The sequence below is a fragment of the Thermotoga sp. Mc24 genome (genome assembly GCF_000784835.1).
GTDB lineage: Bacteria > Thermotogota > Thermotogae > Thermotogales > Thermotogaceae > Thermotoga.
This window is the reverse complement of the sequence record NZ_JSFH01000009.1, coordinates 51,904-73,720: the sequence shown is the minus strand read 5'-3', so window position 1 is coordinate 73,720 and position 21,817 is coordinate 51,904. Positions and strand designations below refer to the sequence as shown.

The window sequence follows — 21,817 nt, the reverse complement described above, 5'->3', positions numbered from 1 at the left end:
TATCAAAAAAGGAGGGGGTATTCATGAAATATGTTCTCTCTCTCGATCAGGGTACAACAAGTTCCAGAGCGATCGTTTTTGACGAGAAAGGGAACGTGATCTCCAAGGTAAACAAGGAGTTCAAACAGATCTATCCAAGGCCCGGATGGGTGGAACACGATCCAATGGAAATCTGGGAGTCTCAGGTCGAAGTTGCAAAAAGGGCGATCGAAGAAGCAGGAATCAAACCCGAAGAGATAGCCACCATAGGTATCACAAACCAGCGGGAAACTACCATCGTTTGGGATAAAAACACCGGAAAACCCGTTTACAATGCCATAGTCTGGCAGTGTAGAAGAACCGCTCCCATCTGTGATGAGCTTAAGGAAAAAGGATACTCAGAATTCATTCGAGAAAGAACAGGCCTTGTCATTGATGCGTACTTTTCTGGAACAAAGATCAAGTGGATTCTCGACAACGTCGAGGGAGTGAGAGAAAAAGCAGAGAAAGGTGAAGTCCTCTTTGGAACAGTTGACTGCTGGCTCATATGGAATCTCACGGGTGGAAAGGTGCACGTCACCGATTATTCGAACGCTTCCAGAACGATGATATTCAACATACACAAACTCAACTGGGATGATGAAATCCTGGAACTTCTGAATATACCAAGGGCGATGCTTCCACAGGTAATGCCATCGAGTCACGTGTACGGCTACACAACGAGAGATATCTTCGGAGTGGAAATACCTATAGCTGGAGACGCTGGAGATCAGCAGGCAGCACTGTTTGGGCAGGCATGCTTCCAGCCTGGCATGCTCAAAAACACCTATGGAACCGGGTGTTTCTTGCTTATGAATACTGGAGAAAAGGCCTATGAATCTAAATCAGGTCTCCTTACGACAATTGCCTGGGGATTGAATGGCAAACTACGCACTCGAAGGTAGTGTTTTCATTACAGGGGCAGCCGTTCAATGGCTCAGAGATGGTCTTAAGATCATCTCCAGTGCAGCAGAAACTGAAGAACTCGCCACAAAAGTGCCGGACAACGGAGGGGTGTTCTTCGTTCCAGCGTTCGTGGGTCTTGGCGCACCGTACTGGGACATGTACGCTAGGGGTTTGATCATAGGCATAACCAGAGGTACCACCAGAGAGCATATAGTGAGGGCCGTTCTTGAGTCGATCGCCTACCAGACAAGGGACGTGGTGGAGGTCATGGAAAAAGACAGCGATATAAAGGTGGAAACCCTCAGGGTCGACGGTGGAGCTGTTGTGAACAATTTCTTGATGCAGTTTCAGGCTGATATACTTGGAGTTCCAGTGGAAAGGCCCGTTGTGAACGAAACAACGGCCCTTGGAGCTGCCTACCTTGCAGGACTCGCAGTTGGATACTGGAAAGATCAGGAAGAGATAGCCTCTCTCTGGCAGCTTGACAGAAGATTTGAACCTTCTATGAATTCCGAAGAAAGAGAGAGGTTGTACTCAAAATGGAAAGAGGCGGTGTCGAGATCTCTTGGATGGGAAAAACGATGAACCTGTATCCTGTAATTCCAGCTGTCAGGGTAGAAAAGGATATTGAAGAAGCCTTAGGATCACCTTCTAAAGTGATATTTTTGTTAACAAGAACTGTGATGAACATTGAAGAAATGGTCTACAAACTAAAGAACGGAAAAAAAGAAGTTTTCGTTCACGTGGATCTTGTAAAGGGGCTTTCATTAGACAGGTGTTCACTTGAATTTTTAAGAGAAATTGTAGGTGTTGACGGTATAATTTTTACACACATTCATCTTTTGAAAATAGCCAGAAAACTGGGTATGAGAATTATTCAAAGAGTATTCTTGGTAGATTCCGGTGCTTTAGAAAGTGGATTGGCTCAGGCAGAAGACTTAGAGCCAGATTTTCTAGAAATTCTTCCCGGTATAGTTCCAGAGTTCATCAAGGAGATAACGAAACGGTATTCTGGAGACATAATAGCGGGAGGATTGATAAGGAAAAAAGAGCAGGTTTTTGCTGCTTTAGAAGCAGGAGCAAAAGCAATATCAACGAGTTGCAAAGATCTATGGAAGATAATATAATTCTTGAAGGAGAGAGAAAAGAGAGAGCCATATCCCACAAGAGTGGGGTATGGCTCTTTTTGTTTAAGGAGGTGCAAACGATGAAGGCTGTCGTCATAGGTGGCGGAGTGTTTGGTTCTCTGATAGCGCGAGAGTTAACTAAGTACGACCTAGAAGTGACCCTCATAGAGAAAAATCTGGACGTGGGCTGGGGTGTGACAAAGGCGAATTCCGCTGTCGTTCACGCTGGTTACGACGATCCACCTGAAAGCGTTCGTGCACAGTTTTGCGCGTCAGGCAATGCAATGTACGAAGATCTCTCGAAAGAGCTGGATTTTGATTTCAAAAGAATTGGATCTTTCGTAGTGGCGTTCAACGATGAGGAATTGAAAGAACTCGAACGTCTCCTAAAACAAGGCGAAGAAAACGGTGTCCCAGGTTTGACCATCCTGGAAAGAGACGAAGTTCTTTCCATGGAGCCGAATCTGAACCCAGAGGTCAAATATGCCCTCTACGCTCCCACTGCTGGCATCACAGAACCATGGATGGTTGCCATAGCAGCCGTGGAAAACGCCGTCCAGAACGGATTGAAACTCGTTCTTGGAGAAAGCGTCGTTGGCTTTGAGAAAGTCAACGGTCGAGTGAGGAAAGTTCACACCAGCAGAGGTGAATACGAAGCGGATATCGTGATAAACTGCGCTGGGCTCCACGCAGACGAGATAGCAAAGTTGGCCGGTGCAGAGTACGTTCCCCTGCATCCGAGAAAAGGCGAATACATTCTCCTTGATAAGAAACTTCAGGGTCTGGTCAAAAGGGTCATATTCCCCACACCCACTAAGATCTCGAAAGGGATACTCGTTCTTCCCACAGTCGATGGTGGAATCCTTCTGGGACCAACTGCCGAAGACCTTCCCGAAGAGATGAAAGACAGACCCATAACCACCAGAGAAGGTCTCGAAAAAGTTCGAGAATTCACAAGAAGGCTTGTACCTTCCCTCGATTTCTCCCTCGTGGTGAAAACCTTCTCAGGGCTGAGACCGGAAAGTCCACAAAAAGACTTCTTCATAAAAGTGAGCGAGACGGTGAAGAACTTCGTGAACGTTATGGCAACAAGATCTCCTGGTCTCACAGCAGCGCCGGCGGTGGCAAAGTACGTTGTTGAAGAGTTGATCCAGGAAAAAATGAGAATTCCTCTTGAGAAGAAAAAAGACTTCAAACCGGAAAGAAAGAGAATCGTTCACTATTCGGAACTTCCACTCGAAGAGTGGAGAAGGGAAATAGAAAGAGATCCACGTGCGGGAAGACTCGTTTGCTTCTGCAACGAAGTGACAGAGAAAGAAATAGTAGAAGCTATCAGAAGAGGAGCAAGGACACTCGACGGTGTGAAGTTCAGAACAAGAGCGATGTTCGGGAGATGCCAGGGGGGCTTCTGCATGGCTCGAATTCTCAAGATTCTGGAGAGAGAACTCGGTGTGGATATGTCGGAAATAAAGATGAAATCGGAGAACAGCTGGGTTGTGAACGGGAAGGTGAGAGAATGAGGGTCGACGTGATGGTGATAGGAGCCGGAGCTGCCGGAATGGCGGCGGCGTTGAAAGCAAAAGAAGAAGGGGCGGAAGTTCTTCTCGTCGAGAGAGACGAAAGAACCGGAGGAATATTGAACCAGTGTATACACAACGGTTTTGGTCTTCACTATTTCAGGCAGGAACTCACCGGACCGGAGTACGCTGAAAGATTCCAGGAAAAGATGGAAAAGATGGGAATAAGAGCGCTGACGAATGCTTATGTGAAACGTGTTGAGGACAGAAGGGTGATCCTCGTCACCGAACAAGGCATAGAGGAAGTAGAAGTGGGAGCGCTCGTCTACGCGACAGGTGCCAGGGAAAGACCTTTTGGTAGTCTCATGATCCCAGGAGACAGGCCCTCCGGTATCTTCACAGCCGGTGTTGCCCAGAGACTCATCAACATAGAAAACAGGCTCCCCGGAAAACGTGCTCTCATACTGGGCTCCGGAGATATAGGTCTCATCATGGCAAGAAGGCTCACCCTCGAGGGAATGGAAGTCGTCGGTGTTGTGGAGCGTCTACCGTACGCGGGAGGCCTCCTCAGGAACGTGATACAGTGTCTTGAGGACTACAACATACCTTTGTACCTCTCCAGCACAGTCGTTGAGGTGAGAGGAAGAGAAAGATTGGAAGAAGTCGTGGTCGCAAAAGTGGATGAACAGTTCAGACCCATTCCGAGAACGGAGAGGGTGTTCAAAGTGGACACGCTGGTTTTGTCCGTTGGACTCATTCCTCAGGTGGAATTGATAGAAAACCTGGTGGTGAAAAATCCGACCTCCAGAGGTGTGGGAGTTTCAAATATAGGCCAGACCTCCAGAGACTGGATCTTTTCCGCTGGAAACTGCACAGTGATCTTCGATCTGGTGGATTACGTGAGCTACGAGGGTGAGACGGCGGGACGGTACGCCGCAAAGTTCGTGAAAGGCGAGATCCCGCGAGAAAAGATTCCCGTGAGACCCGGAAAAAACGTGATGGTGGTTCATCCGATCTGGTACACCCCTGCAGAACCTCTCACTCTCTACCTGAGAGTGAAGAAACCCATGGAGAAAGGAAGACTCGTAGTTGGAAGGTTCGCAAGGGAATTCGAAGATCTCGTGCCGAGTGAGATGCTGAGGGTGAAAATTTCCGACAGGGATCTCGAAGGACTCGATGAAATCGTGGTGTCCGTCGAGGAGGTGAATTGAAATGTTCAAAAATGTCGTTTGCGTTCAGTGCCCGATCGGGTGTAAAATTAAGGTGGAGCTAACTGAAGACGGCCACATAAAATCCATAACAGGAAACAGGTGCCCACGAGGTGTTGAATACGCAAAGGATGAGATAAAAGATCCAAAAAGAGTCGTTCCAACGAGCATCAGAGTATTGAACGGAGAGCTTCCACTCGCATCCGTCAAGACAGACAAACCGATTCCGAAGAGATTCATACCGGAACTCATGAAGATAGTTAGAGAAATCAAAGTGGAAGCCCCCGTGAAGGCCGGTGATGTTGTTCTAAGAGATCTCTTTGGAACAGGAGCGAATCTTGTTGTAACAAGAACGGTGAGGAGGTTAGAAAATGGATCCAAAGAAATTCAAAAAGATAGCACTGGTTGGAGCGACGGTTAATCCAAGAAAGTACGGAAACGTGATACTTAAAGATCTGGTTTCCAAGGGATTCGAGGTTTTACCGGTGAATCCCAAGTACGACGAGATAGAAGGTTTCAGGGTTTACAAAAGCGTGGAGGAACTTCCTGAAAACATCGATGTGATAGTCTTCGTTGTACCACCTGAAGTCGCACTTGAAGAAACAAAGAAGGCGTACGACGCGGGTTTCAGAAGATTCTGGTATCAACCGGGAGCGTTCTCAGAAGAGATCAAAAGATTCCTCGATTCTTTGAAAGACGTGGAATATTCCGCTGAAAAGTGTATCATGGTAGAAACTTCATCTTCCAGAGGATTCTTGAACTTGTAGAGATCGCTGAAACGTGTTTGAGGATTTCGCGAGCTTCTTCCTCTGTTTCAACGAGCCCGGCGGCGATCACTGTCCTGCCGGGTATTTTTCTGGCCACTTTCGGAGCCACCGCACCTGGAAGGACTTCCACCACATCTACCCCGAGCGTTTCTATCTGTTCGATACCTCTTTCGACCGCTTTCGAGTCGAGAGCAAAGAATCTGAGGACAGCGGGAATTCCGTTCTTCTTTGCAACGACGTAATTTTTTGGCTTTATCGTGATGATACCATCGGCACCGGCCTTTTTCACAAAAAGAATCGCTTCTTCTCCCTCTCCTAGTCCGTTCACAAAATCCATATCAACAAAAACGGTTTTTCCCCTGTCTTTGAGAATCTTCAGATGAAACTTCAGATTCAAAATGTCGCTCTTCAAAAGGAAGACCACATCGGGTTCTATTTCTCCTATGGAATCCATATCCCACAGCGCAGCTATTATCCCCTTGAACATTCGAGTGCTCTCCTCCATTTTTCATAGAGTTCCACGATCTCCTCAACGGTGAGCTGTTCCGCTCTTCTTGACAAATCTACTCCCTCGAAGATAGAAAGAAACGGTCTCAGATTATTTTTGAGCGTTTTTCTTTTTTTTGCGAATATCATCGAGACGAATTTTTTGAATTTTTCGAAATCCAAATCCACAGGTTTTCTCTTCAAATCTACAACTGTGGAATCAACCTCAGGGTTCGGTACAAAACAGGATCTTGAAACATCGAAGAGCTTTTTCACCTCGTAGAACGTCTGAACCACAACCGAAAGGTATCCGTACGTTTTCTTTCCGGGTTTCGCCAGGATCCTTTCACCAACCTCTTTCTGAATCATGACGATGGCTCTTTTGAATTTCCATTCTATGATCTTTTCCATGAGGGGACCTGTTATGTTGTAGGGGATGTTGGACACACAAATTGCGCCTTCAGGAACGTTTTTCGCTTTCAGGAAATCTTCGAATCTCAATTCCACATTGGGATACTTCGAAAGTCTTTCTTGAAGAATCGGAGCAAGACTTTCATCGATTTCGTAGGCGATGACCCTCGCACCAGTCTTAGCGAGTTCTTCCGTGAGAGTTCCAGCTCCGGCTCCTATCTCCACCACCACATCCTCTGGAGTCAGTTCAGCCGCTTTCACGATGCGCTTCGCTATTCTATCGTCTGAAAGAAAGACCTGTCCCAGGTGTTTTTTCAATCTTACACCGTACTTTTTCAGATAATCAGACGTCTTCAAATCACATCCCTCGCCATCACCCTGAAGTTTATCTCTGGAAAGATGGCATCCGTCCACTCGTAGTATCTTAGCATCTCTTCGTCTATTCTTCCAGAAACGAGTTGATCGTAGAGGTTCAGAAACCTCTTTATGTGAAGCTTCGTTCTGTTTTCCGCGTATTGAACACTCGTTCTTGTAGTCATGATGAAAGCCCAGTCGCTCGATTGTGCGAGAAATAGTTCTCTCAGCATCTGATTCAAAACCCTTTCCACGAGTGGATCGGAACTGTTGTAGTACTTTTTCGAAAGATCTATCATTCTTTCGATCATCTCGTGGAGATGCCTGTAGATCCAGTCGTTCGTTCCGTTGAGCCACGTTTCGTAGTATCCTCCGGCACCCCAGCTCGAGTCGGCGGGTGTGGCGATCTGAACCTCTTCGAGAGTGTCTATAACTTCGGATGCGGTGACGAGCTTCAGGTCTTTTGATTCATTCACCAGTTCAAAGAACCTCTTCAAGAAGAACACACCCTCGAACCACCAGTGACCGAAGAGCTCAGCGTCGAAGGGAGCAACGATGACCGGTTCGACACCCATTATATCCATCAATCTTCTTGCCTGACTTTCCTTTTTGTGAAGGAAGTCCCTCGCGTGTTCTTCCACAGCTTCCATGGCCAGATCTATGTCGTAATATTCTTTCTGCGAAGCATCCAAGCTTTTCGAAGTTATCCTGTGGTATTTTATTCCGGTGTTTATCCTGACTCCAGAAGGGTCTATGTAATCTTTTATGTACTCCATTTCTCTGTCGAAACCTATATCTCTGTAGAATTCTCTGTACCTTGGATCACCAGGATACCCAACGGCTGCACTCCAGACCTGTTCGCTCGACTCCGGATCTCGTGCGAAGGCGAAAACACCACTTGGCGTCATGATGGGTCTGTAGACACCGTATCTGGGTTGTTCATCGGCGAACCAGAAGGCATGAGAATCCACAAAGAAATACTCAACGTTGTTCTGGGCAAGGTACAGATCCAGCCCCTGATAGTATCCGCATTCCGCAAGCCAAATACCCCTTGGGTGTTTCTTCATGTGCTTTTCGTAGTTCTTCACGCCAACTGTGATCTGAGCGTTCACCACCTCTGGGTACATCTGATAGAGCGGCAAAAACGCGTGTGTGGCGTTGCAGGTCACTATCTCCAGCTTTCCGGTCTCCTGGTATTTTTTGAAGCCCTCCAAGATGTTTCCATCGTAAGAGCGAAACACGTTCAGAATTTTTTCAAAATGTTCACGGTAGAATTTAGCCATCTTATGCTTCAGCGGGTGCTCCTTTTTAGTTCTCTCCACTTCCTTGTTTGCGAGTTCGATCAGTTTTTCCATGTGTCTTTCGTACTTCTCCTGAAGGTCTCTGGAGGAGAGCATCTCCATCAGCGGAGGAGTGATCGACATGGTCAACCTGAAATCTTCTATTTCATCGAACATCATTAAAAGCGGTATGTAAGTTTCTGTTATGGCCTCAAAAAGCCACCTTTCTTCCAAAAAATGATCGTATTCAGGATGGTGAACGTATGGAAGATGCGCATGCAGAAATATCAGTATTTTTCCTCTCATGAGATTACCTCCCGCTCCTGAAAATTTCCCACATTATTCCCTGGGCCATCATACCCTGTCCGGAAGGAAATCCGGGTGAGGTAACACCTCTTATTTTCTCAACAGGCTTTATTAGACTTCCCTCAGACAGTACCACTGTTCGCTTTTTGTTTTTCAAGTCGTACCATCTTTCCCTGGAAGAGGCCGAAGGAGAAGCGGCAGGGGTTCTGGTGACGTTGGACCTCAACACTGAAACGAACTTTCCCTCATCGTCAAGGTAGCCCATTTCCGAAAGATAATCTGCCCTCGGCATAGGAACGTTGAAGTAGAAGTTCCCTGCGTCGAGCGTGAGTTCATCGAGTCTGTGTTCAAACGTTCTGTGCGCGTTGGTTCCATTGAACATGATGAAAGTCACATCGTAGAGTCTGATCACTGCCTTTCCTTCTCTGGCTTTTTGTTTCATCAGCTCTCTTGTTCTTTGATCGAAGTCCCAGTAAGCGAAAACCACGTAGGGATTAACCGGCATGAGAACAAGCTTATTTTTATCGTAAGTTCTGGGAAGATTTAGATCTTTCTCTTCTCTCCTTTGAACGGTCGTCGAAACACCCGAGGAAGAATCTGTCGTTGAAAAAGCGGATTCCACATGCTCTTTGATGAGTTTTATAACTTCTTTCTTCTTCATGGCCTTTTTCACTCTCAAACCCAAGCTCTTGGCGAATTTTTTGAGCTCCTGAATACTTGGATTTGAGTCGAGCCACTTCAGTATCTCTTCTCCTTTCATGATTTCGCCCCCCAGTTAATCTTCGTTTTAAAAAATTATAACACAGATGGATTGTGTTGTAAACATGAGATTTTCAGAGATTCAAAGAGATATTTTCGGATAATTCTCGATAATCATGTCTTATGGCTGAAAACAACCGATTACAATTATCGAATCCAGAATGAAAGAGTTTAGGGTAGAATACTATAGAGGTGGGGTTATGGAAGTTTTGAGTTTTTTGAAAGAATTGAACACAGAGGGATCCCAGGAAGTTCTGGAAAAGTTGTTAAAATTTCTCAAAGAGAACTCTGAAAAGCTTGACTCCGGGGAAGTATCGAAAGAGATAGGCATTTTCTGTGAAGAGAAACCCATGGCCGTTCTCGAAAAACTGGCTTTTTTTCTGGAAAATCATTCCCTGAAAGAACTGGAGAAATTCGAGAGAGCTGTGGAGAAATCCTTCGCTCGAACTACAGACTACGCGTCGAATTTTTTCAAAAATAAAAAAATTCTCACGCTGAGCAACAGCAAAACACTGCTGGAGGTGTTTCGTAAAGCCAGACCTCCTATGGTTTTCGTTCTCGAGTCACACCCGGGCGGAGAAGGGAAAATACTGGTAGAATCTTTGAGGAAGATACACCTTCGCGCTGAACCTGTAGAAGATCTGCTGGCCTACAGGATTCTCAGAATGGTTGACGTCTGTTTGACGGGAGCCGACTACGTGGACGAATCGGGGAATGTTTTAAACAAAGTGGGAACCACCACCCTGGCTATTCTGAGCAGAGAGTTGAGGAAACCGTTCTTCGTTGTGGCGGATCCCTTCAAATTCGGTTCGAAGAAGCTGAAAGATACAAACCTTTTTGAAGTGGTACCGTCTGAGTTGATAACGGCGATAATAACCGACCCTGAGGGAGGGACATTATGCTGAGAACACACACGTGTGGAGAGCTGAGAGCAACAGACGAGGGAAAAAAAGTGAAGCTGTGCGGATGGGTGGACAGGATCAGAGATCTCGGTGGTGTGAGATTCATCGACTTGAGAGACAGATACGGTGAGACTCAAATCGTGTGCGATGTGAACAGTGAGGCTTACAGTGTTGTAGATGAACTCACAAGAGAATCCGTCGTTCTGGTTGAGGGAACCGTGAGAAAAAGGCCAGAAGGGACGGAAAATCCGAACATCGAAACAGGAGAAATAGAAGTCGTCGCCGAAAGAATAGAGATCCTGTCTCTTGCCGATCCGCTTCCTTTTTATCCTGGAGAAACACCTAAAGAAGAAATGAGACTCAAGTACAGATACATAGATCTTCGTTCCGAGAGAATGAAGAGAAATATCATTTTGAGATACAGAATATCGAAAATCATCAGAGATTACTTCGATGAACTCGGTTTCCTTGAAATAGAAACTCCCTTTCTCACAAGAAGCACTCCGGAAGGGGCGAGGGATTTCCTCGTACCTTCGAGACTCAGACCCGGAAAGTTCTACGCGCTGCCTCAATCTCCTCAGCTCTTCAAGCAGATTCTGATGATCTCCGGCTTCGACAGATACTTCCAGATAGTCAGATGCTTCAGGGACGAAGACCTCAGAGCAGACAGGCAACCGGAGTTCACCCAGGTTGACGTGGAGATGTCCTTTGTCGATGTGGAAGATGTACTGAATGTGAGCGAAGGAATGGTTTCAAGAGTGTTCAAAGAATCTTCTGGCATCGATCTCAAGGTTCCCTTCGACAGAATTCCGTACGACGATGCGATGGAAAAGTATGGAACAGACAAGCCAGACAGAAGATACGGAATGGAACTTCGAGATTTTGGATACGCTTTTGAGACCACGGAGTTCAAGGTGATAAGGAACGTCCTCAATGAAGGAGGAAGTGTGAAGGGTTTCATCGTTCCCGGATTCGCTTCGGAGATGAGCAGAAAGAAAGGCGAAGAACTCATGGCAAGAATGAAAGAACTCGGTCTCGGCGGTCTCATCTGGTTCAAATTGGACGGTGGAATCACGTCACCACACCTGAAACACCTCGAAAAAGAATTCAGAAAGATCGCAGAAACGGAAAACATGAACGAAGGAGACGTCTGTCTCATAGCGGCCCACACTGATAGAAACCTCCTCAACGAAGCCCTTGGAACGCTGAGGCTGGAAATCGGAAAAGAGCACTTCTCACACCTTGCAAAAGGATTCGATGTACTCTGGGTAGTCGACTTTCCATACTTCGAGTGGAGCGAGGAAGAAGAAAGATTTGTGGCGCGGCACCACCCCTTCACAATGCCCGTTCTGGAAACCTTAGGTGATGATTACACAAAGGTCCGGGCGAAAGCCTACGATCTCGTCATCAACGGTTACGAAGTCGGTGGAGGAAGCATCAGGATTCACAGAAGAGATATTCAGGAGAAAATCTTTGAACTTCTTGGGTTGAGTGAAGAGGAAGCACAGAAAAAATTCGGCTTCTTCCTCGAAGCGTTCAGGTACGGCGTTCCGCCGCACGGCGGGATAGCTTTCGGACTGGATCGATTGGTGAGCATCATAGCCGGTGAGAGTTCTATAAGAGAAGTGATAGCGTTTCCAAAAACAGGAAACGGTGTGTGCCTCTTGACGGGAGCCCCCGCTGAAGTTGATGAAAGGCAACTCAGAGAACTCAGAATTAGAATAGAGGAGGGATAACATGAACAACCTCAAACTCGATATCGTTGAACAGGATGACAAAGCCATCGTGAGAGTGCAGGGGGACATAGACGCTTACAATTCTTCGGAGTTGAAGGAACAGCTTAGAAACTTCATCTCGACCACCAGCAAGAAGAAGATCGTCCTCGATCTTTCGTCTGTCTCCTACATGGACAGCGCGGGCCTTGGAACACTCGTTGTGATTTTGAAGGACGCGAAAATCAACGGAAAGGAGTTCATCCTCAGCTCACTGAAAGAAAGCATATCGAGAATACTAAAACTTACCCATCTCGATAAGATCTTCAAAATCACCGATACAGTGGAGGAGGCGTGAAATGGGGTTTCAAATAGCAATAGACGGTCCCGCAGCGTCTGGAAAGTCCACAATAGCAAAGCTTCTTGCTGAAAAACTCGGCTTCGATCATCTGAACACGGGAGCAACGTACCGTGCCGTTGCAGTTTATCTGCACGAAAAAGGGCTCAGTTCCTCTTCCGCTGAAGAAGAGATCGAAAACGTGCTGAAAGATCTGAAGATAGACTATGTGAACGGAAGAGTCTACATCAACGGAGAGGATTACACAGAAAAGATTCAAAGTCCAGAGGCGGGGGTTCTTGCCTCAAATTTTGCCAGGCTTGAAGTTGTGAGAAGGCACCTGGTCAGAATCCAGCGGGAAATATGTGACGACAAAAACATCGTGGTCGAGGGAAGGGATATAGGAACGGTTGTGCTTCCAAACGCTCACCTGAAGATATTTCTCACAGCGTCTCTGGAAGCGCGCGTAGAGAGAAAGTTGAAAGAGTACCAGAAAAGAGGTCTAAAGGTCACAAAAGAAGAAGTTGAAAGAGAACTCATCTCGAGGGATGAGCAGGATTCCAAGCGGAACGTAGCCCCATTGAAACCAGCGGAAGATGCTGTGATCATAGACACAACCAGTATGAGTGTGGAAGAAGTGCTCGACAGGATCCTAAAACTGGTCAGGGAGAGGATGAACACTTGAAAATAGTAGTGGCAAAGAATATCGGTTTTTGTTTTGGAGTGGAAAGAGCGATAAGAACCGTGGAGGAGTTACTCGATGAAGGAAAGAAAGTGGTAACAGATGGTGAGATAGTCCACAACAAACAGGTGATGGAGCAACTGACAAAGAAAGGATTGAAAGTGTCTTCGGAGATGACAGATGGAGAGGTGTTCGTTGTAAGGGCTCACGGTATCCCGAAAGATAGACTCGAAGAACTGAAAAAGATCTTTCCAGAGGTCGTCGATCTCACCTGTCCCATAGTTTCTCAACTGTTCAAAACCGCTCAAAGATATGCCAAAGAGAGGAAAGTCATCGTTTTTGGAAAAGAAGACCACCCGGAAATGGTGGCACTGAGAGGATACGCTCCTGCCATCGTCACGAAAGTTCCGTTCAAGCTCGAAGAAAAAAAGGTGGTCTTTCTCTCTCAGACCACTTCTTCGCTCGAAGAATATAAAGAGTTCGTTGCAGCGATGATCAGGATGAACGAATTCGAAGAAGCCGTTTTCCTCAACACCATATGCCCCGTAACTGTGAACCGAGAAAGGGAAGTGGAGGAGCTTTCAAAGATCTGTGATCTTTCCATAGTGGTCGGAGGAAAGCACAGTTCAAACACAGGAAAACTCTTCAGAATCGCTTCAAAACACTCAAAGACGATCTGGATAGAATCACCTGACGAATTACCAGCGGACGTAGTAAAATATGGTACGGTGTGTGTGTTCAGCGGTACTTCTACACCCAATTCTCTGATAGAAAACGTTGTCAGAAAACTGAAAGAGATGGAGGGGAAGAGAGATGGAACCATTTGAATTCAACGATGAAATCCTCAGCCAGTACGAACCTGAGGAGTTCAGAAGAGGACAGATTGTAAAAGGTGTGGTTATCGGCAAGGAAGACGATGGTGTGGTGGTGGACTTCGGGGGAAAAAGCGAGGGATTCGTACCGGAGAACGAACTGATCAAATCCTTAGATGAGTACAAAGTGGGTGAGAATCTCACCCTTCAAATACTGAATCTGAACTACGAAGAGAGATCTATTCTCTCGGAGAGGAGACCAGTTCTTCGAAAAACGCTTGAAGAGTTGAGAAAAGATTACGAAGAAAAGAAACCTGTGAAAGCCCGCATCGTTTCGCAGACGAAAGGAGGATACAACGTTTTACTGAAAGGAGTAGTCTCTGCTTTTCTTCCAGGATCACACTCCCTCCTCAGAAGGAACGATCCCATGCCTGAAAAAGAAATAGAAGTCATCATTTTGGAAATGGCTCAGACGAGACGGGGACCAAGAATCGTTGTTTCGCGAAGAGCTCTCCAGGATAAGAAGATCGAGGAGTTCTTCTCAGAGAAGAAAGTGGGAGACATCGTAGAAGGTACCGTGAAAGGGATCAGTAACGCAGGTGTCGAAGTTGAAATTTCAGAGGGAGTGAGGGGATTCATTCCCAGGAGCGAACTCAGCTACGACACCAGAATATCTCCTGAAGACATAGTGAAACCCGGCCAGAACATAACAGCGAAGATAATCGAACTGGACAAGGTGAAAAAGAATGTCATCCTGAGTTTGAAGAAACTCATGCCCGATCCGTGGGAAAAAGTGGAAGAGAAGTATCCGGTTGGAAAAGTGGTGAGTGGAGAAGTGACTTCGATTCATCCGTTCGGATTTTTTGTGAGACTGGAGCCCGGCGTGGAAGGACTTGTGCCAAGGTCTGAAGTCTTCTGGGGGAACGCAAGAAAAAGTCTTGAAGAAGTGGTGAGTGTTGGAGATCTGGTGAAGGTTGAAGTTATCAATGTAGACAAAGAAAACAGAAAACTCACTTTGAGCTACAGAAAGGCAAAGGGAGATCCATGGGAAAACATCGAAGACAGGTACAATGTCAACAACGTGGTGACAGGAAAGGTGACGGGAATCATAAAACAGGGAGCTTTTGTCGAGTTAGAAGAAGGTGTTGAAGGATTCGTTCCCGTCTCTGAAATTTCATGGAAAAGAATTGATGAACCTGGAGAAATTCTAAAGATCGGCGAAAAGGTGAAAGTGAAGATCTTGAAGATAGACAAAGAGAACAGAAAGATCACTCTCAGCATAAAAAGAACACAGGAAAATCCCTGGGAACGTGCTCTCAAAGAGTTGAAACCAGATTCCATCGTGAGTGGAACCATAAAGAAGATCGTGAACTCGGGAGTGGTAGTGGAAGTCGAAGAGTACGATGTGGAGGGTTTCGTGCCGAACAACCATCTTCTCAGCGAGCCTGAAACGGGAAAAGCTTTAAACCTCGTCGTTCTTAGAATAGATCCCGACGAGGTGTTCGGTGGAAGAATGATACTGAGCGAAAAGCGGTATGAAGAAAGGAAAAACATAGAGGAGTACAAAAAAATGGTGGAGAAGGAGAGCTCTCAGAAATCCATTGGAGACCTTCTCAAAAAGAATGGAGAGTGAAATATGGCGACGGTTCTGATAGTTGGTAGACCAAACGTTGGAAAGTCTACTCTGTTCAACAAGCTGGTAAAGAAGAAAAAGGCTATTGTCGAAGACGAAGAAGGGGTCACCCGTGACCCCGTTCAAGATACTGTAGAGTGGTACGGGAAAACCTTTAAACTCGTGGACACCTGTGGAGTCTTCGACAATCCACAGGACATCATTTCCCAAAAGATGAAGGAAGTTACCCTGAACATGATCAGAGAAGCTGATCTCGTTCTGTTCGTTGTCGATGGAAAAAGAGGAATTACAAAAGAAGACGAATCGCTTGCCGATTTTCTCAGGAAATCCACCGTTGATACTATCCTTGTGGCGAACAAAGCGGAAAATCTCAGAGAGTTCGAAAGAGAAGTGAAGCCGGAGCTTTACAGTTTAGGATTTGGAGAACCAATACCCGTTTCTGCAGAGCACAACATAAATCTCGATACTCTCCTGGAGACGATCATCAAAAAGCTCGAAGAAAAAGGGCTGGATTTAGAATCAAAGCCCGAAATCACCGACGCAATAAAAGTTGCCATCGTTGGCCGACCGAACGTGGGAAAATCCACACTCTTCAACGCTATATTGAACAAAGAACGAGCTCTTGTGTCACCGATACCTGGAACAACGAGGGATCCCGTTGACGACGAAGTGTTTATAGACGGAAGAAAATACGTATTCGTTGACACGGCTGGTTTGAGGAGAAAATCCAGGGTCGAACCCAGGACTGTTGAAAAATACAGCAACTACAGGGTTGTGGACAGCATAGAAAAAGCGGACGTTGTTGTGATAGTTCTTGATGCAACTCAGGGTATCACAAGACAGGACCAGAGAATAGCCGGCCTTGTGGAAAGACGAGGGAGAGCCAGCGTCGTTGTTTTCAACAAATGGGATCTCGTTGAACACCGTGAAAAAAGGTACGACGAATTCACCAAATTATTCAGAGAGAAGCTCTATTTCATCGATTACAGTCCGCTTATCTTTACCTCCGCTGACAAAGGCTGGAACATAGACAGAGTGATAGACGCTATCAATTTAGCGTACGCTTCTTACACAACGAAAGTGCCGTCCAGTGCCATTAATTCGGCTCTTCAGAAAGTGCTCGCGTTCACGAATCTCCCTCGTGGCCTCAAGATCTTTTTCGGCCTTCAGGTGGACATAAAGCCACCCACTTTCCTTTTCTTTGTGAACAATATAGAGAAGATAAAAAATCCACAAAAGGTTTTCCTCAGAAAACTGATCAGGGACTACGTCTTTCCGTTCGAGGGATCCCCTATATTCTTAAAGTTCAAGAAGAGCAGGTGATATCGTGGACTGGTGGCTTTTCCCAATTCTCGGTTACTTCACAGGGTCCATCCCCTTCAGTTATTTGATCCCGAAGTGGCTGAAGGGTATTGATGTGAGAAAAGTGGGGAGTGGCAACGTTGGAGCGACGAATGCTATAAGAACCACAGGTCCTGCCGTTGGAGGGATTTGTCTTCTTCTGGATGCTTTGAAGGGATTTTTCCCTGTGTTCATTACCATTACTTTCTCAGGAGATTCGAAGATCGTATCACTCACGGCGATCGCGACTGTCCTCGGACACGATTTTCCGATTTTCATGAAGTTCAAAGGTGGAAAAGGAGTCGCTTCCACCCTTGGAATCATTTTCTGTCTTTCGTGGCCTACGGGACTAGTGTTCACACTGACCTGGCTTGTCATCGTAATGCTGACTAAATACGCTTCGCTTGGATCTCTTGTAGCTCTTTACGTTTCTGCTCTTCTGGGATATCTGCTCAAGGGCTACGATACGGGAATGCTGTTTCTCATTCTCGCGGTTCTTTCCACTCTCAGACACTCCGAAAACATCCAGCGTCTCCTGAACGGTACAGAAAGGAAGGTAAACCTCTTCAAGAGGTGAAAACGTGAAAAAAACGATATTGCTTTTGTTTCTGCTAACTTTTTCTGCTCTTTTCGCTCAAAGCGTTAGAGAGATGTTCTCAGAAGCGATCATAGACTGGGCAAAGGGAGATATATCTTCCGCACAGCAGAAGATAGAGGAGATCTTCTACAAACCCATCCCCGCTGAGAATCTCGCAGAGTTTTGGTATTTGAGAGCAAAATTGATGATAGAAACAGGAAGAGTGAGAGAGGCTTACGAGGATCTGAAAAACCTGCTTGTTATCGTACCGGATCAGCCTGAAGTGCTCTCGCTGGTTAACAATCTGGAATTCATACTGCAGGACAAAGAATCTGATTCTTTCAACATGAAAACGTTAAAAACACTCCAGGGTTTTAAAGATGGAATAGAATATTTTCTCACACCCACGGATGTGTCAATTTTTGGTGAGAGTATATACATCGTTGATCCGGTCAACAACCGTCTTATCGAAAGCGATGGTTTCAATTTCACCGTTAGAAACTTATCTTTCCAACCGGAGCAGGTGTTCACCGATAGGGACGGAAACGTCTTCTTGATCTCAAGAGACGGAAGGGTTTTCAAGAATGAAAAGGAAATAGGGAAGTTTCTCAATCCGATAGGAGCAGGTGTTTTGAATTCTGGAGAGTTTACCCTGGCAGATGTGGATAAAATCGTTTTGATCTCAGAAAACGGTTTGAAGAGAGAAATACCAATCGATGGGAAACCCCTGATCGTCGATGCGGAGGTGTACTGCAGGCAGGTTGTCGTTCTTGACACCTGGAGCAATTCTCTCATCGTGATCAACGTGGATACAGAATCACAGAAAAACATCCCTCTCCCCGTTCCAACACGTTCCTTTGAAATCTTTTACGATGGTTCTTATCTTCTCCTGGATCAGTCTGGAAATCTCTTCCATTTCGATGGAAAAAAACTTCAAACAATAGGGCAGGTTCCCCAGTACGTGAACATAGAGTACGAATATCCATACCTGTTTGGAATGAACTGGGACAAGAACTCGATTGAGATCTCCCTTCTCAAGTCCTCGGAACCTATCTTTGTTCACATCGATTCTTTTGAATTGACTGTCGACAAAATGTTCCTGTACGTGAGGGTGGAGAATGCCTTTGGACGTGATATCGATCTGGTTCAGCTCTTCTCAGATCTTTTCGAAGCGCGCGGAAGAGTACCCTTCGAAGTTTCACACGAGCTGAGAGAATACACAGTATACATAAGCGATGAGGAGTTTCTCTCTAAGAAAGTCTACCAGATAAACGATCGAAAGGGATACTGCGTTGTAGTGCCCCCGGATATTACCTTCTCAAACGAACAGCTCGCCGTTTTGAAACTCAAAAACGTCAAGCTCTACACCTCTCCTGAAGCGAGCGCAGCTCTGAAAGATTTTTGCTACAGATCGGGAGGAGGCATCGGTGAACCCCACTTCCTAAAACATAACCTCTGGGTCTTCAGCTTTTCTTATGTGAAGCCTATAACCGAAGAGATCATTCCTATTTCCGTTTCTTTCAAAACACCCGACATGAACTATTCAGACACCATATACGTCACAAAGAAGGTGATAGAACTTGGTCTCCAGTGAATTTGAAGAAGCATACCGTGAACTTGAAGAAGGAAAGCTGGAGAGTGCCTTGGAAAAATTTTTGAAAATAGCCGAAAAAGAACAATCAGTAGAAGTCTGGGTCAACATAGGGAACATCTACAGAAGAATGAACCTTCTGGCAAAGGCTATTGAGAGCTACAAAAGAGCGCTGGAAATAGATCAAAAAAATCCGGTTGTTCTTTTCAATCTGGGAAGCGCATACTATCAGATGGGGAAATTTTTCGAGGCTCTGAAACTGCTGGAAAAGGCCGAGGAACAGGGATTGACAGATCCCAGAGTGAAGATAGTGAAAGCCCTGTGTAAGATAAAGCTCAACCTTCCAGACCCCATGGAAGGACTCGATGAAGACCAGAAGAGGATTGTAAAAGACCTGATGAAAAATGGTTGAGATTCTTCTGCTGCCGAACGAAAGGTTTTCGAATATAGAAGGATACATTTTCTATCCTTCGAGAGATGTTTTGCCTCTCGAAGATGTTGTTTTGTCACCCGAGATAAAAGGAAAAAGAATAGAAATCCTGTGGAGGCTTCTAAACGGGGAGAACCTCAAGATAGCCACTACCCTGAAAGCGCTCACCGAAAAGGTGTTCTCACCCGATTTTCTGAGAGAAAACTCCCTGATGATAGCACGATCCACAAAACTCACGCTGTCCCCAGAAAAACTCGTCGAAATGGGATATGAACTTGTTTTCACTGTTCAGAACGTGGGAGAATTTGCCATTCGCGGAGATATAATCGACATTTACTCTCCAGGGAACGACTTTCCCGTGAGGATAGAACTGTTTGGAGACGAAATTGAAGAAATTCGTTTCTTCAAGGTAGACACCCAGCGTTCATTCCAAGGTGTTGATAAGACTCTGATACTTCCTTTTGTTGATTTCTACGGTGAAAGCACCTTGCTTGATTTCTTAAAGACAGATGCTCGCTTCATCTGTGAAGATCTTCAAAAGGTTCTGGATGAGTACAGAAAGTTCAGAAAAGAAATGAGGGACCTTTTGAAGGAACGCTACAACGACTTCTTCGATGAAAGAGTAGTCGAAGTGATACTCAAAAACGTTGAGAAGGGTTCTGCACCGCTATCAACACGTGTTGAGAAAAAAGAATCGCTGCCCATTCTGGATGTCGATGAGATCGAAGAGGGTGGGCTCGTAGTTCACAGAGAGCACGGAATAGCCATTTTCGAGGGGATTGTTCGTCTCAAGGGAGTTCTCGGAGAGAGGGATTATTTGAAGTTGAAATATGAAGACGCAATTTTGTACGTTCCCATCGAGAAGATCGACAGAGTTCATAAATATATAGGTGATCCTTCGCAGGTTAAACTCGACCGGATGAACCGCGGAAAATGGAAACAAACACTGAAGAAAGTGAGAGAAGACATCGAGAAAAAGATCAAAGAACTCGTTGAACTTTACATGAAAAGACAGGAGGCCCAGGGTCTTTCTCTTCCAGGTGACCCAGAACTGGAAGAAAAATTCGCGGAATCTTTTCCATACATTGAAACTCCTGATCAGCAGCAGAGTATAGAAGAAGTACTAAGCGATCTTGCCTCTGAAAAACCAATGGACAGGCTCCTGTGCGGAGACGCGGGTGTTGGAAAAACAGAAGTAGCTCTGCGAGCTGCGTTTCGTGCAGTCGCATCTGGTAAGCAGGTAGCGGTGCTCGTCCCAACCACCGTTCTGGCAAGACAACACTACGAGAACTTCAAAGAGAGAATGGAACCGTTCGGTGTAAAAGTGGAACTCCTGGACAGTTCAAGAACAGCGAGAGAAAAGAAGGAGATCATCGAAAAGCTGAAGAAGGGAGAAATAGACATCATCATAGGTACACACTCTCTGCTGAACGAACGGATCGAATTCTCCGATCTTGGTCTTGTCATCATCGACGAAGAACAAAAGTTTGGAGTTGAGCAAAAAGAAAGATTCAAGAAACTGAGACTCTCGGTGAACGTGCTAACCCTGAGTGCTACACCTATTCCACGCACCCTCCACATGGCCCTCTCTGGAATGAAAGATTTTTCTGTGATAAATTCTCCTCCCCCTGGAAGAAAACCAGTATACGTTTATGTCGCAGAGTACAGCGATGATCTCGTCAAGGGAGCGGTGATCAGGGAGATAAACAGGGGAGGTCAGGTGATCTACGTTCACAACCGCGTGGAAGAACTACCGGAGGTTTTCGAAAAACTGAAAAGGATGTTTCCGGAGTTGGAAATAGCGGTTGCCCACGGAAAGATGTCCAGAAAAACCATGGAGAGAATTGTCCACGAGTTCTACCGCGGGAACATCGATGTTCTTCTGTGTACCACAATTATCGAGAATGGTGTTGATATACCGAATGCAAACACACTCATAGTGGATGACGCACAGAGATACGGCCTTTCACAGCTCTATCAGCTCAGAGGAAGGGTGGGTAGAAGCGACCGAAGGGCCTTTGCGTACTTCCTGTACCCGAAGGGTACTCCAAGAAGCGCTCTTGAAAGACTGAAGGTGCTTAAATCCTACACAGGCTTTGGAAGCGGTCTTCAAATAGCACTGAAAGATATGGAACTGAGAGGTGTGGGAGATGTCCTCGGTTTGGAACAACATGGAAACGTTGTGTCCGTTGGTTTGAAACTGTACAACGAAATCTTGAAAGAGACCATCACGAGATTCAAAGAAAGACGAATCGAAAAGAAACACTCTGTGAACGTTGAAATAGAAAATCCCCCGGGCAGATTTTTCATACCGGAAGATTACGTGCAGAATCCTGTAGAGAGGTTGAGACTTTACAGAAGACTCGCATCCTCTCTTGATGAGGAAGATCTCGAGGAAATACTGGAGGAAATGAGGGATAGATTCGGAGAACCACCCGAAGAAGTGAAGTTACTCGTTGATTACTTCAGATTGAGGATCAGAGCTTCGAAGCTGGGAGTAAAGAAGATCAGATTCGATCACTCAATGGTGGAAATCTTTCCAAACAGAGACTCGCCGTTTTTGAATCATCCGAGATACAATAGACGGTCGGGAAGTGTTGTTCTCTACACCAGGGAGAATCCGGTGGAGTTTCTCATGGACTTACTGAAAAAATGAAAGGG

General features: G+C 45.8%; 20 protein-coding genes and 1 pseudogene. 17 read left to right on the top strand and 4 right to left on the bottom strand.

Features of this window, described 5'->3' with window-relative positions; genetic code table 11:
* The first annotated feature begins 23 nt into the window (after window positions 1-23).
* The 6 genes and pseudogenes from glpK to MC24_RS04515 all read left to right on the top strand — a co-directional run bounded on the left by glpK (window position 24) and on the right by MC24_RS04515 (window position 5,543).
* Window positions 24-1,509 (top strand): annotated as a pseudogene (gene glpK, locus MC24_RS04540) (glycerol kinase GlpK).
* The gene (locus MC24_RS04535; protein WP_052125267.1) at window positions 1,464-2,051 is read left to right on the top strand and encodes a glycerol-3-phosphate responsive antiterminator; all 588 of its coding nucleotides are present in this window, start codon (window positions 1,464-1,466) and stop codon (window positions 2,049-2,051) included. Before glpK ends, MC24_RS04535 begins: the two are co-directional and overlap by 46 nt.
* An 80-nt stretch (window positions 2,052-2,131) precedes the next feature.
* Window positions 2,132-3,571, top strand: coding sequence for an NAD(P)/FAD-dependent oxidoreductase (locus MC24_RS04530; RefSeq protein WP_004081690.1), 1,440 nt, complete (start codon window positions 2,132-2,134; stop codon window positions 3,569-3,571).
* Window positions 3,568-4,779, top strand: coding sequence for an NAD(P)/FAD-dependent oxidoreductase (locus MC24_RS04525; protein WP_008195104.1), 1,212 nt, complete (start codon window positions 3,568-3,570; stop codon window positions 4,777-4,779). Before MC24_RS04530 ends, MC24_RS04525 begins: the two co-directional genes overlap by 4 nt.
* 1 nt (window position 4,780) lies before the next feature.
* Window positions 4,781-5,197, top strand: a complete 417-nt coding sequence (locus tag MC24_RS04520) for a DUF1667 domain-containing protein (RefSeq protein ID WP_004081696.1) — start codon at window positions 4,781-4,783, stop codon at window positions 5,195-5,197.
* Complete coding sequence (locus tag MC24_RS04515) at window positions 5,148-5,543, top strand: CoA-binding protein (RefSeq protein ID WP_004081702.1); 396 nt, start codon at window positions 5,148-5,150, stop codon at window positions 5,541-5,543. The genes MC24_RS04520 and MC24_RS04515 overlap by 50 nt, the downstream gene beginning before the upstream one ends.
* On the opposite strand, the gene MC24_RS04510 is transcribed toward MC24_RS04515, so the two are convergent.
* From MC24_RS04510 to MC24_RS04495, 4 genes are read right to left on the bottom strand one after another with little or no spacing between them, the layout of a single operon-like run.
* A complete protein-coding gene (locus MC24_RS04510; RefSeq protein WP_004081703.1) occupies window positions 5,500-6,030 on the bottom strand; it encodes a glycerol-3-phosphate responsive antiterminator in 531 nt (176 codons plus the stop codon). The two genes, MC24_RS04515 and MC24_RS04510, sit on opposite strands and share 44 nt — an antisense overlap.
* Window positions 6,015-6,797 carry a 16S rRNA (adenine(1518)-N(6)/adenine(1519)-N(6))-dimethyltransferase RsmA gene (rsmA, locus tag MC24_RS04505; RefSeq protein ID WP_004081704.1) on the bottom strand — a complete coding sequence of 261 codons (783 nt, stop codon included), beginning with the start codon at window positions 6,795-6,797 and terminating at the stop codon, window positions 6,015-6,017. The genes MC24_RS04510 and rsmA overlap by 16 nt, the downstream gene beginning before the upstream one ends.
* Complete coding sequence (locus MC24_RS04500; protein ID WP_004081707.1) at window positions 6,794-8,380, bottom strand: glycoside hydrolase family 57 protein; 1,587 nt, start codon at window positions 8,378-8,380, stop codon at window positions 6,794-6,796. Before MC24_RS04500 ends, rsmA begins: the two co-directional genes overlap by 4 nt.
* Before the next feature lie 4 nt (window positions 8,381-8,384).
* Complete coding sequence (locus MC24_RS04495; RefSeq protein ID WP_004081709.1) at window positions 8,385-9,140, bottom strand: DUF4912 domain-containing protein; 756 nt, start codon at window positions 9,138-9,140, stop codon at window positions 8,385-8,387.
* A 199-nt stretch (window positions 9,141-9,339) separates the two neighbouring features.
* Here MC24_RS04495 and MC24_RS04490 point away from each other — a divergent pair, with 199 nt between their 5' ends.
* From MC24_RS04490 to mfd, 11 genes are read left to right on the top strand one after another with little or no spacing between them, the layout of a single operon-like run.
* Entirely contained in the window at window positions 9,340-10,044 is a 705-nt protein-coding gene (locus MC24_RS04490; protein WP_004081711.1) for a translation initiation factor eIF-2B, read from the top strand.
* Complete coding sequence (aspS, locus tag MC24_RS04485; protein ID WP_004081712.1) at window positions 10,038-11,777, top strand: aspartate--tRNA ligase; 1,740 nt, start codon at window positions 10,038-10,040, stop codon at window positions 11,775-11,777. Before MC24_RS04490 ends, aspS begins: the two co-directional genes overlap by 7 nt.
* A 1-nt stretch (window position 11,778) precedes the next feature.
* Entirely contained in the window at window positions 11,779-12,111 is a 333-nt protein-coding gene (locus tag MC24_RS04480) for an STAS domain-containing protein (RefSeq protein WP_004081714.1), read from the top strand.
* A 1-nt stretch (window position 12,112) separates the two neighbouring features.
* Window positions 12,113-12,775 (top strand): (d)CMP kinase, encoded by a 663-nt coding sequence (gene cmk / locus MC24_RS04475; RefSeq protein WP_004081716.1) that lies wholly within the window; start codon window positions 12,113-12,115, stop codon window positions 12,773-12,775.
* Entirely contained in the window at window positions 12,772-13,599 is an 828-nt protein-coding gene (gene ispH, locus MC24_RS04470; protein ID WP_004081718.1) for a 4-hydroxy-3-methylbut-2-enyl diphosphate reductase, read from the top strand. Before cmk ends, ispH begins: the two co-directional genes overlap by 4 nt.
* A complete protein-coding gene (locus MC24_RS04465; RefSeq protein ID WP_004081719.1) occupies window positions 13,586-15,217 on the top strand; it encodes a 30S ribosomal protein S1 in 1,632 nt (543 codons plus the stop codon). Before ispH ends, MC24_RS04465 begins: the two co-directional genes overlap by 14 nt.
* Window positions 15,218-15,220: 3 nt before the next feature.
* Entirely contained in the window at window positions 15,221-16,540 is a 1,320-nt protein-coding gene (gene der, locus MC24_RS04460; protein WP_038052951.1) for a ribosome biogenesis GTPase Der, read from the top strand.
* A gap of 4 nt (window positions 16,541-16,544) precedes the next feature.
* Window positions 16,545-17,135, top strand: a complete 591-nt coding sequence (gene plsY, locus MC24_RS04455; RefSeq protein ID WP_038052948.1) for a glycerol-3-phosphate 1-O-acyltransferase PlsY — start codon at window positions 16,545-16,547, stop codon at window positions 17,133-17,135.
* A gap of 4 nt (window positions 17,136-17,139) precedes the next feature.
* Window positions 17,140-18,729, top strand: a complete 1,590-nt coding sequence (locus tag MC24_RS04450) for a hypothetical protein (RefSeq protein WP_004081724.1) — start codon at window positions 17,140-17,142, stop codon at window positions 18,727-18,729.
* Complete coding sequence (locus MC24_RS04445) at window positions 18,716-19,138, top strand: tetratricopeptide repeat protein (protein WP_004081726.1); 423 nt, start codon at window positions 18,716-18,718, stop codon at window positions 19,136-19,138. Before MC24_RS04450 ends, MC24_RS04445 begins: the two co-directional genes overlap by 14 nt.
* Entirely contained in the window at window positions 19,131-21,812 is a 2,682-nt protein-coding gene (gene mfd / locus MC24_RS04440; protein WP_038052946.1) for a transcription-repair coupling factor, read from the top strand. Before MC24_RS04445 ends, mfd begins: the two co-directional genes overlap by 8 nt.
* Window positions 21,813-21,817: the final 5 nt, after the last annotated feature.

Bases quoted from the DNA above. Each gene is read 5' to 3' on its own strand.
- MC24_RS04490 (WP_004081711.1), top strand. From the start codon at position 9,340: ATGGAAGTTTTGAGTTTTTTGAAAGAATTGAACACAGAGGGATCCCAG.
- MC24_RS04495 (WP_004081709.1), bottom strand. From the start codon at position 9,140: ATGAAAGGAGAAGAGATACTGAAGTGGCTCGACTCAAATCCAAGTATT.
- MC24_RS04520 (WP_004081696.1), top strand. From the start codon at position 4,781: ATGTTCAAAAATGTCGTTTGCGTTCAGTGCCCGATCGGGTGTAAAATT.
- MC24_RS04465 (WP_004081719.1), top strand. From the start codon at position 13,586: ATGGAACCATTTGAATTCAACGATGAAATCCTCAGCCAGTACGAACCT.
- MC24_RS04480 (WP_004081714.1), top strand. From the start codon at position 11,779: ATGAACAACCTCAAACTCGATATCGTTGAACAGGATGACAAAGCCATC.
- MC24_RS04535 (WP_052125267.1), top strand. From the start codon at position 1,464: ATGGAAAGAGGCGGTGTCGAGATCTCTTGGATGGGAAAAACGATGAAC.
- MC24_RS04515 (WP_004081702.1), top strand. From the start codon at position 5,148: ATGGATCCAAAGAAATTCAAAAAGATAGCACTGGTTGGAGCGACGGTT.
- der (WP_038052951.1), top strand. From the start codon at position 15,221: ATGGCGACGGTTCTGATAGTTGGTAGACCAAACGTTGGAAAGTCTACT.
- aspS (WP_004081712.1), top strand. From the start codon at position 10,038: ATGCTGAGAACACACACGTGTGGAGAGCTGAGAGCAACAGACGAGGGA.
- MC24_RS04510 (WP_004081703.1), bottom strand. From the start codon at position 6,030: ATGTTCAAGGGGATAATAGCTGCGCTGTGGGATATGGATTCCATAGGA.
- MC24_RS04525 (WP_008195104.1), top strand. From the start codon at position 3,568: ATGAGGGTCGACGTGATGGTGATAGGAGCCGGAGCTGCCGGAATGGCG.
- MC24_RS04500 (WP_004081707.1), bottom strand. From the start codon at position 8,380: ATGAGAGGAAAAATACTGATATTTCTGCATGCGCATCTTCCATACGTT.
- cmk (WP_004081716.1), top strand. From the start codon at position 12,113: ATGGGGTTTCAAATAGCAATAGACGGTCCCGCAGCGTCTGGAAAGTCC.
- MC24_RS04530 (WP_004081690.1), top strand. From the start codon at position 2,132: ATGAAGGCTGTCGTCATAGGTGGCGGAGTGTTTGGTTCTCTGATAGCG.
- mfd (WP_038052946.1), top strand. From the start codon at position 19,131: ATGGTTGAGATTCTTCTGCTGCCGAACGAAAGGTTTTCGAATATAGAA.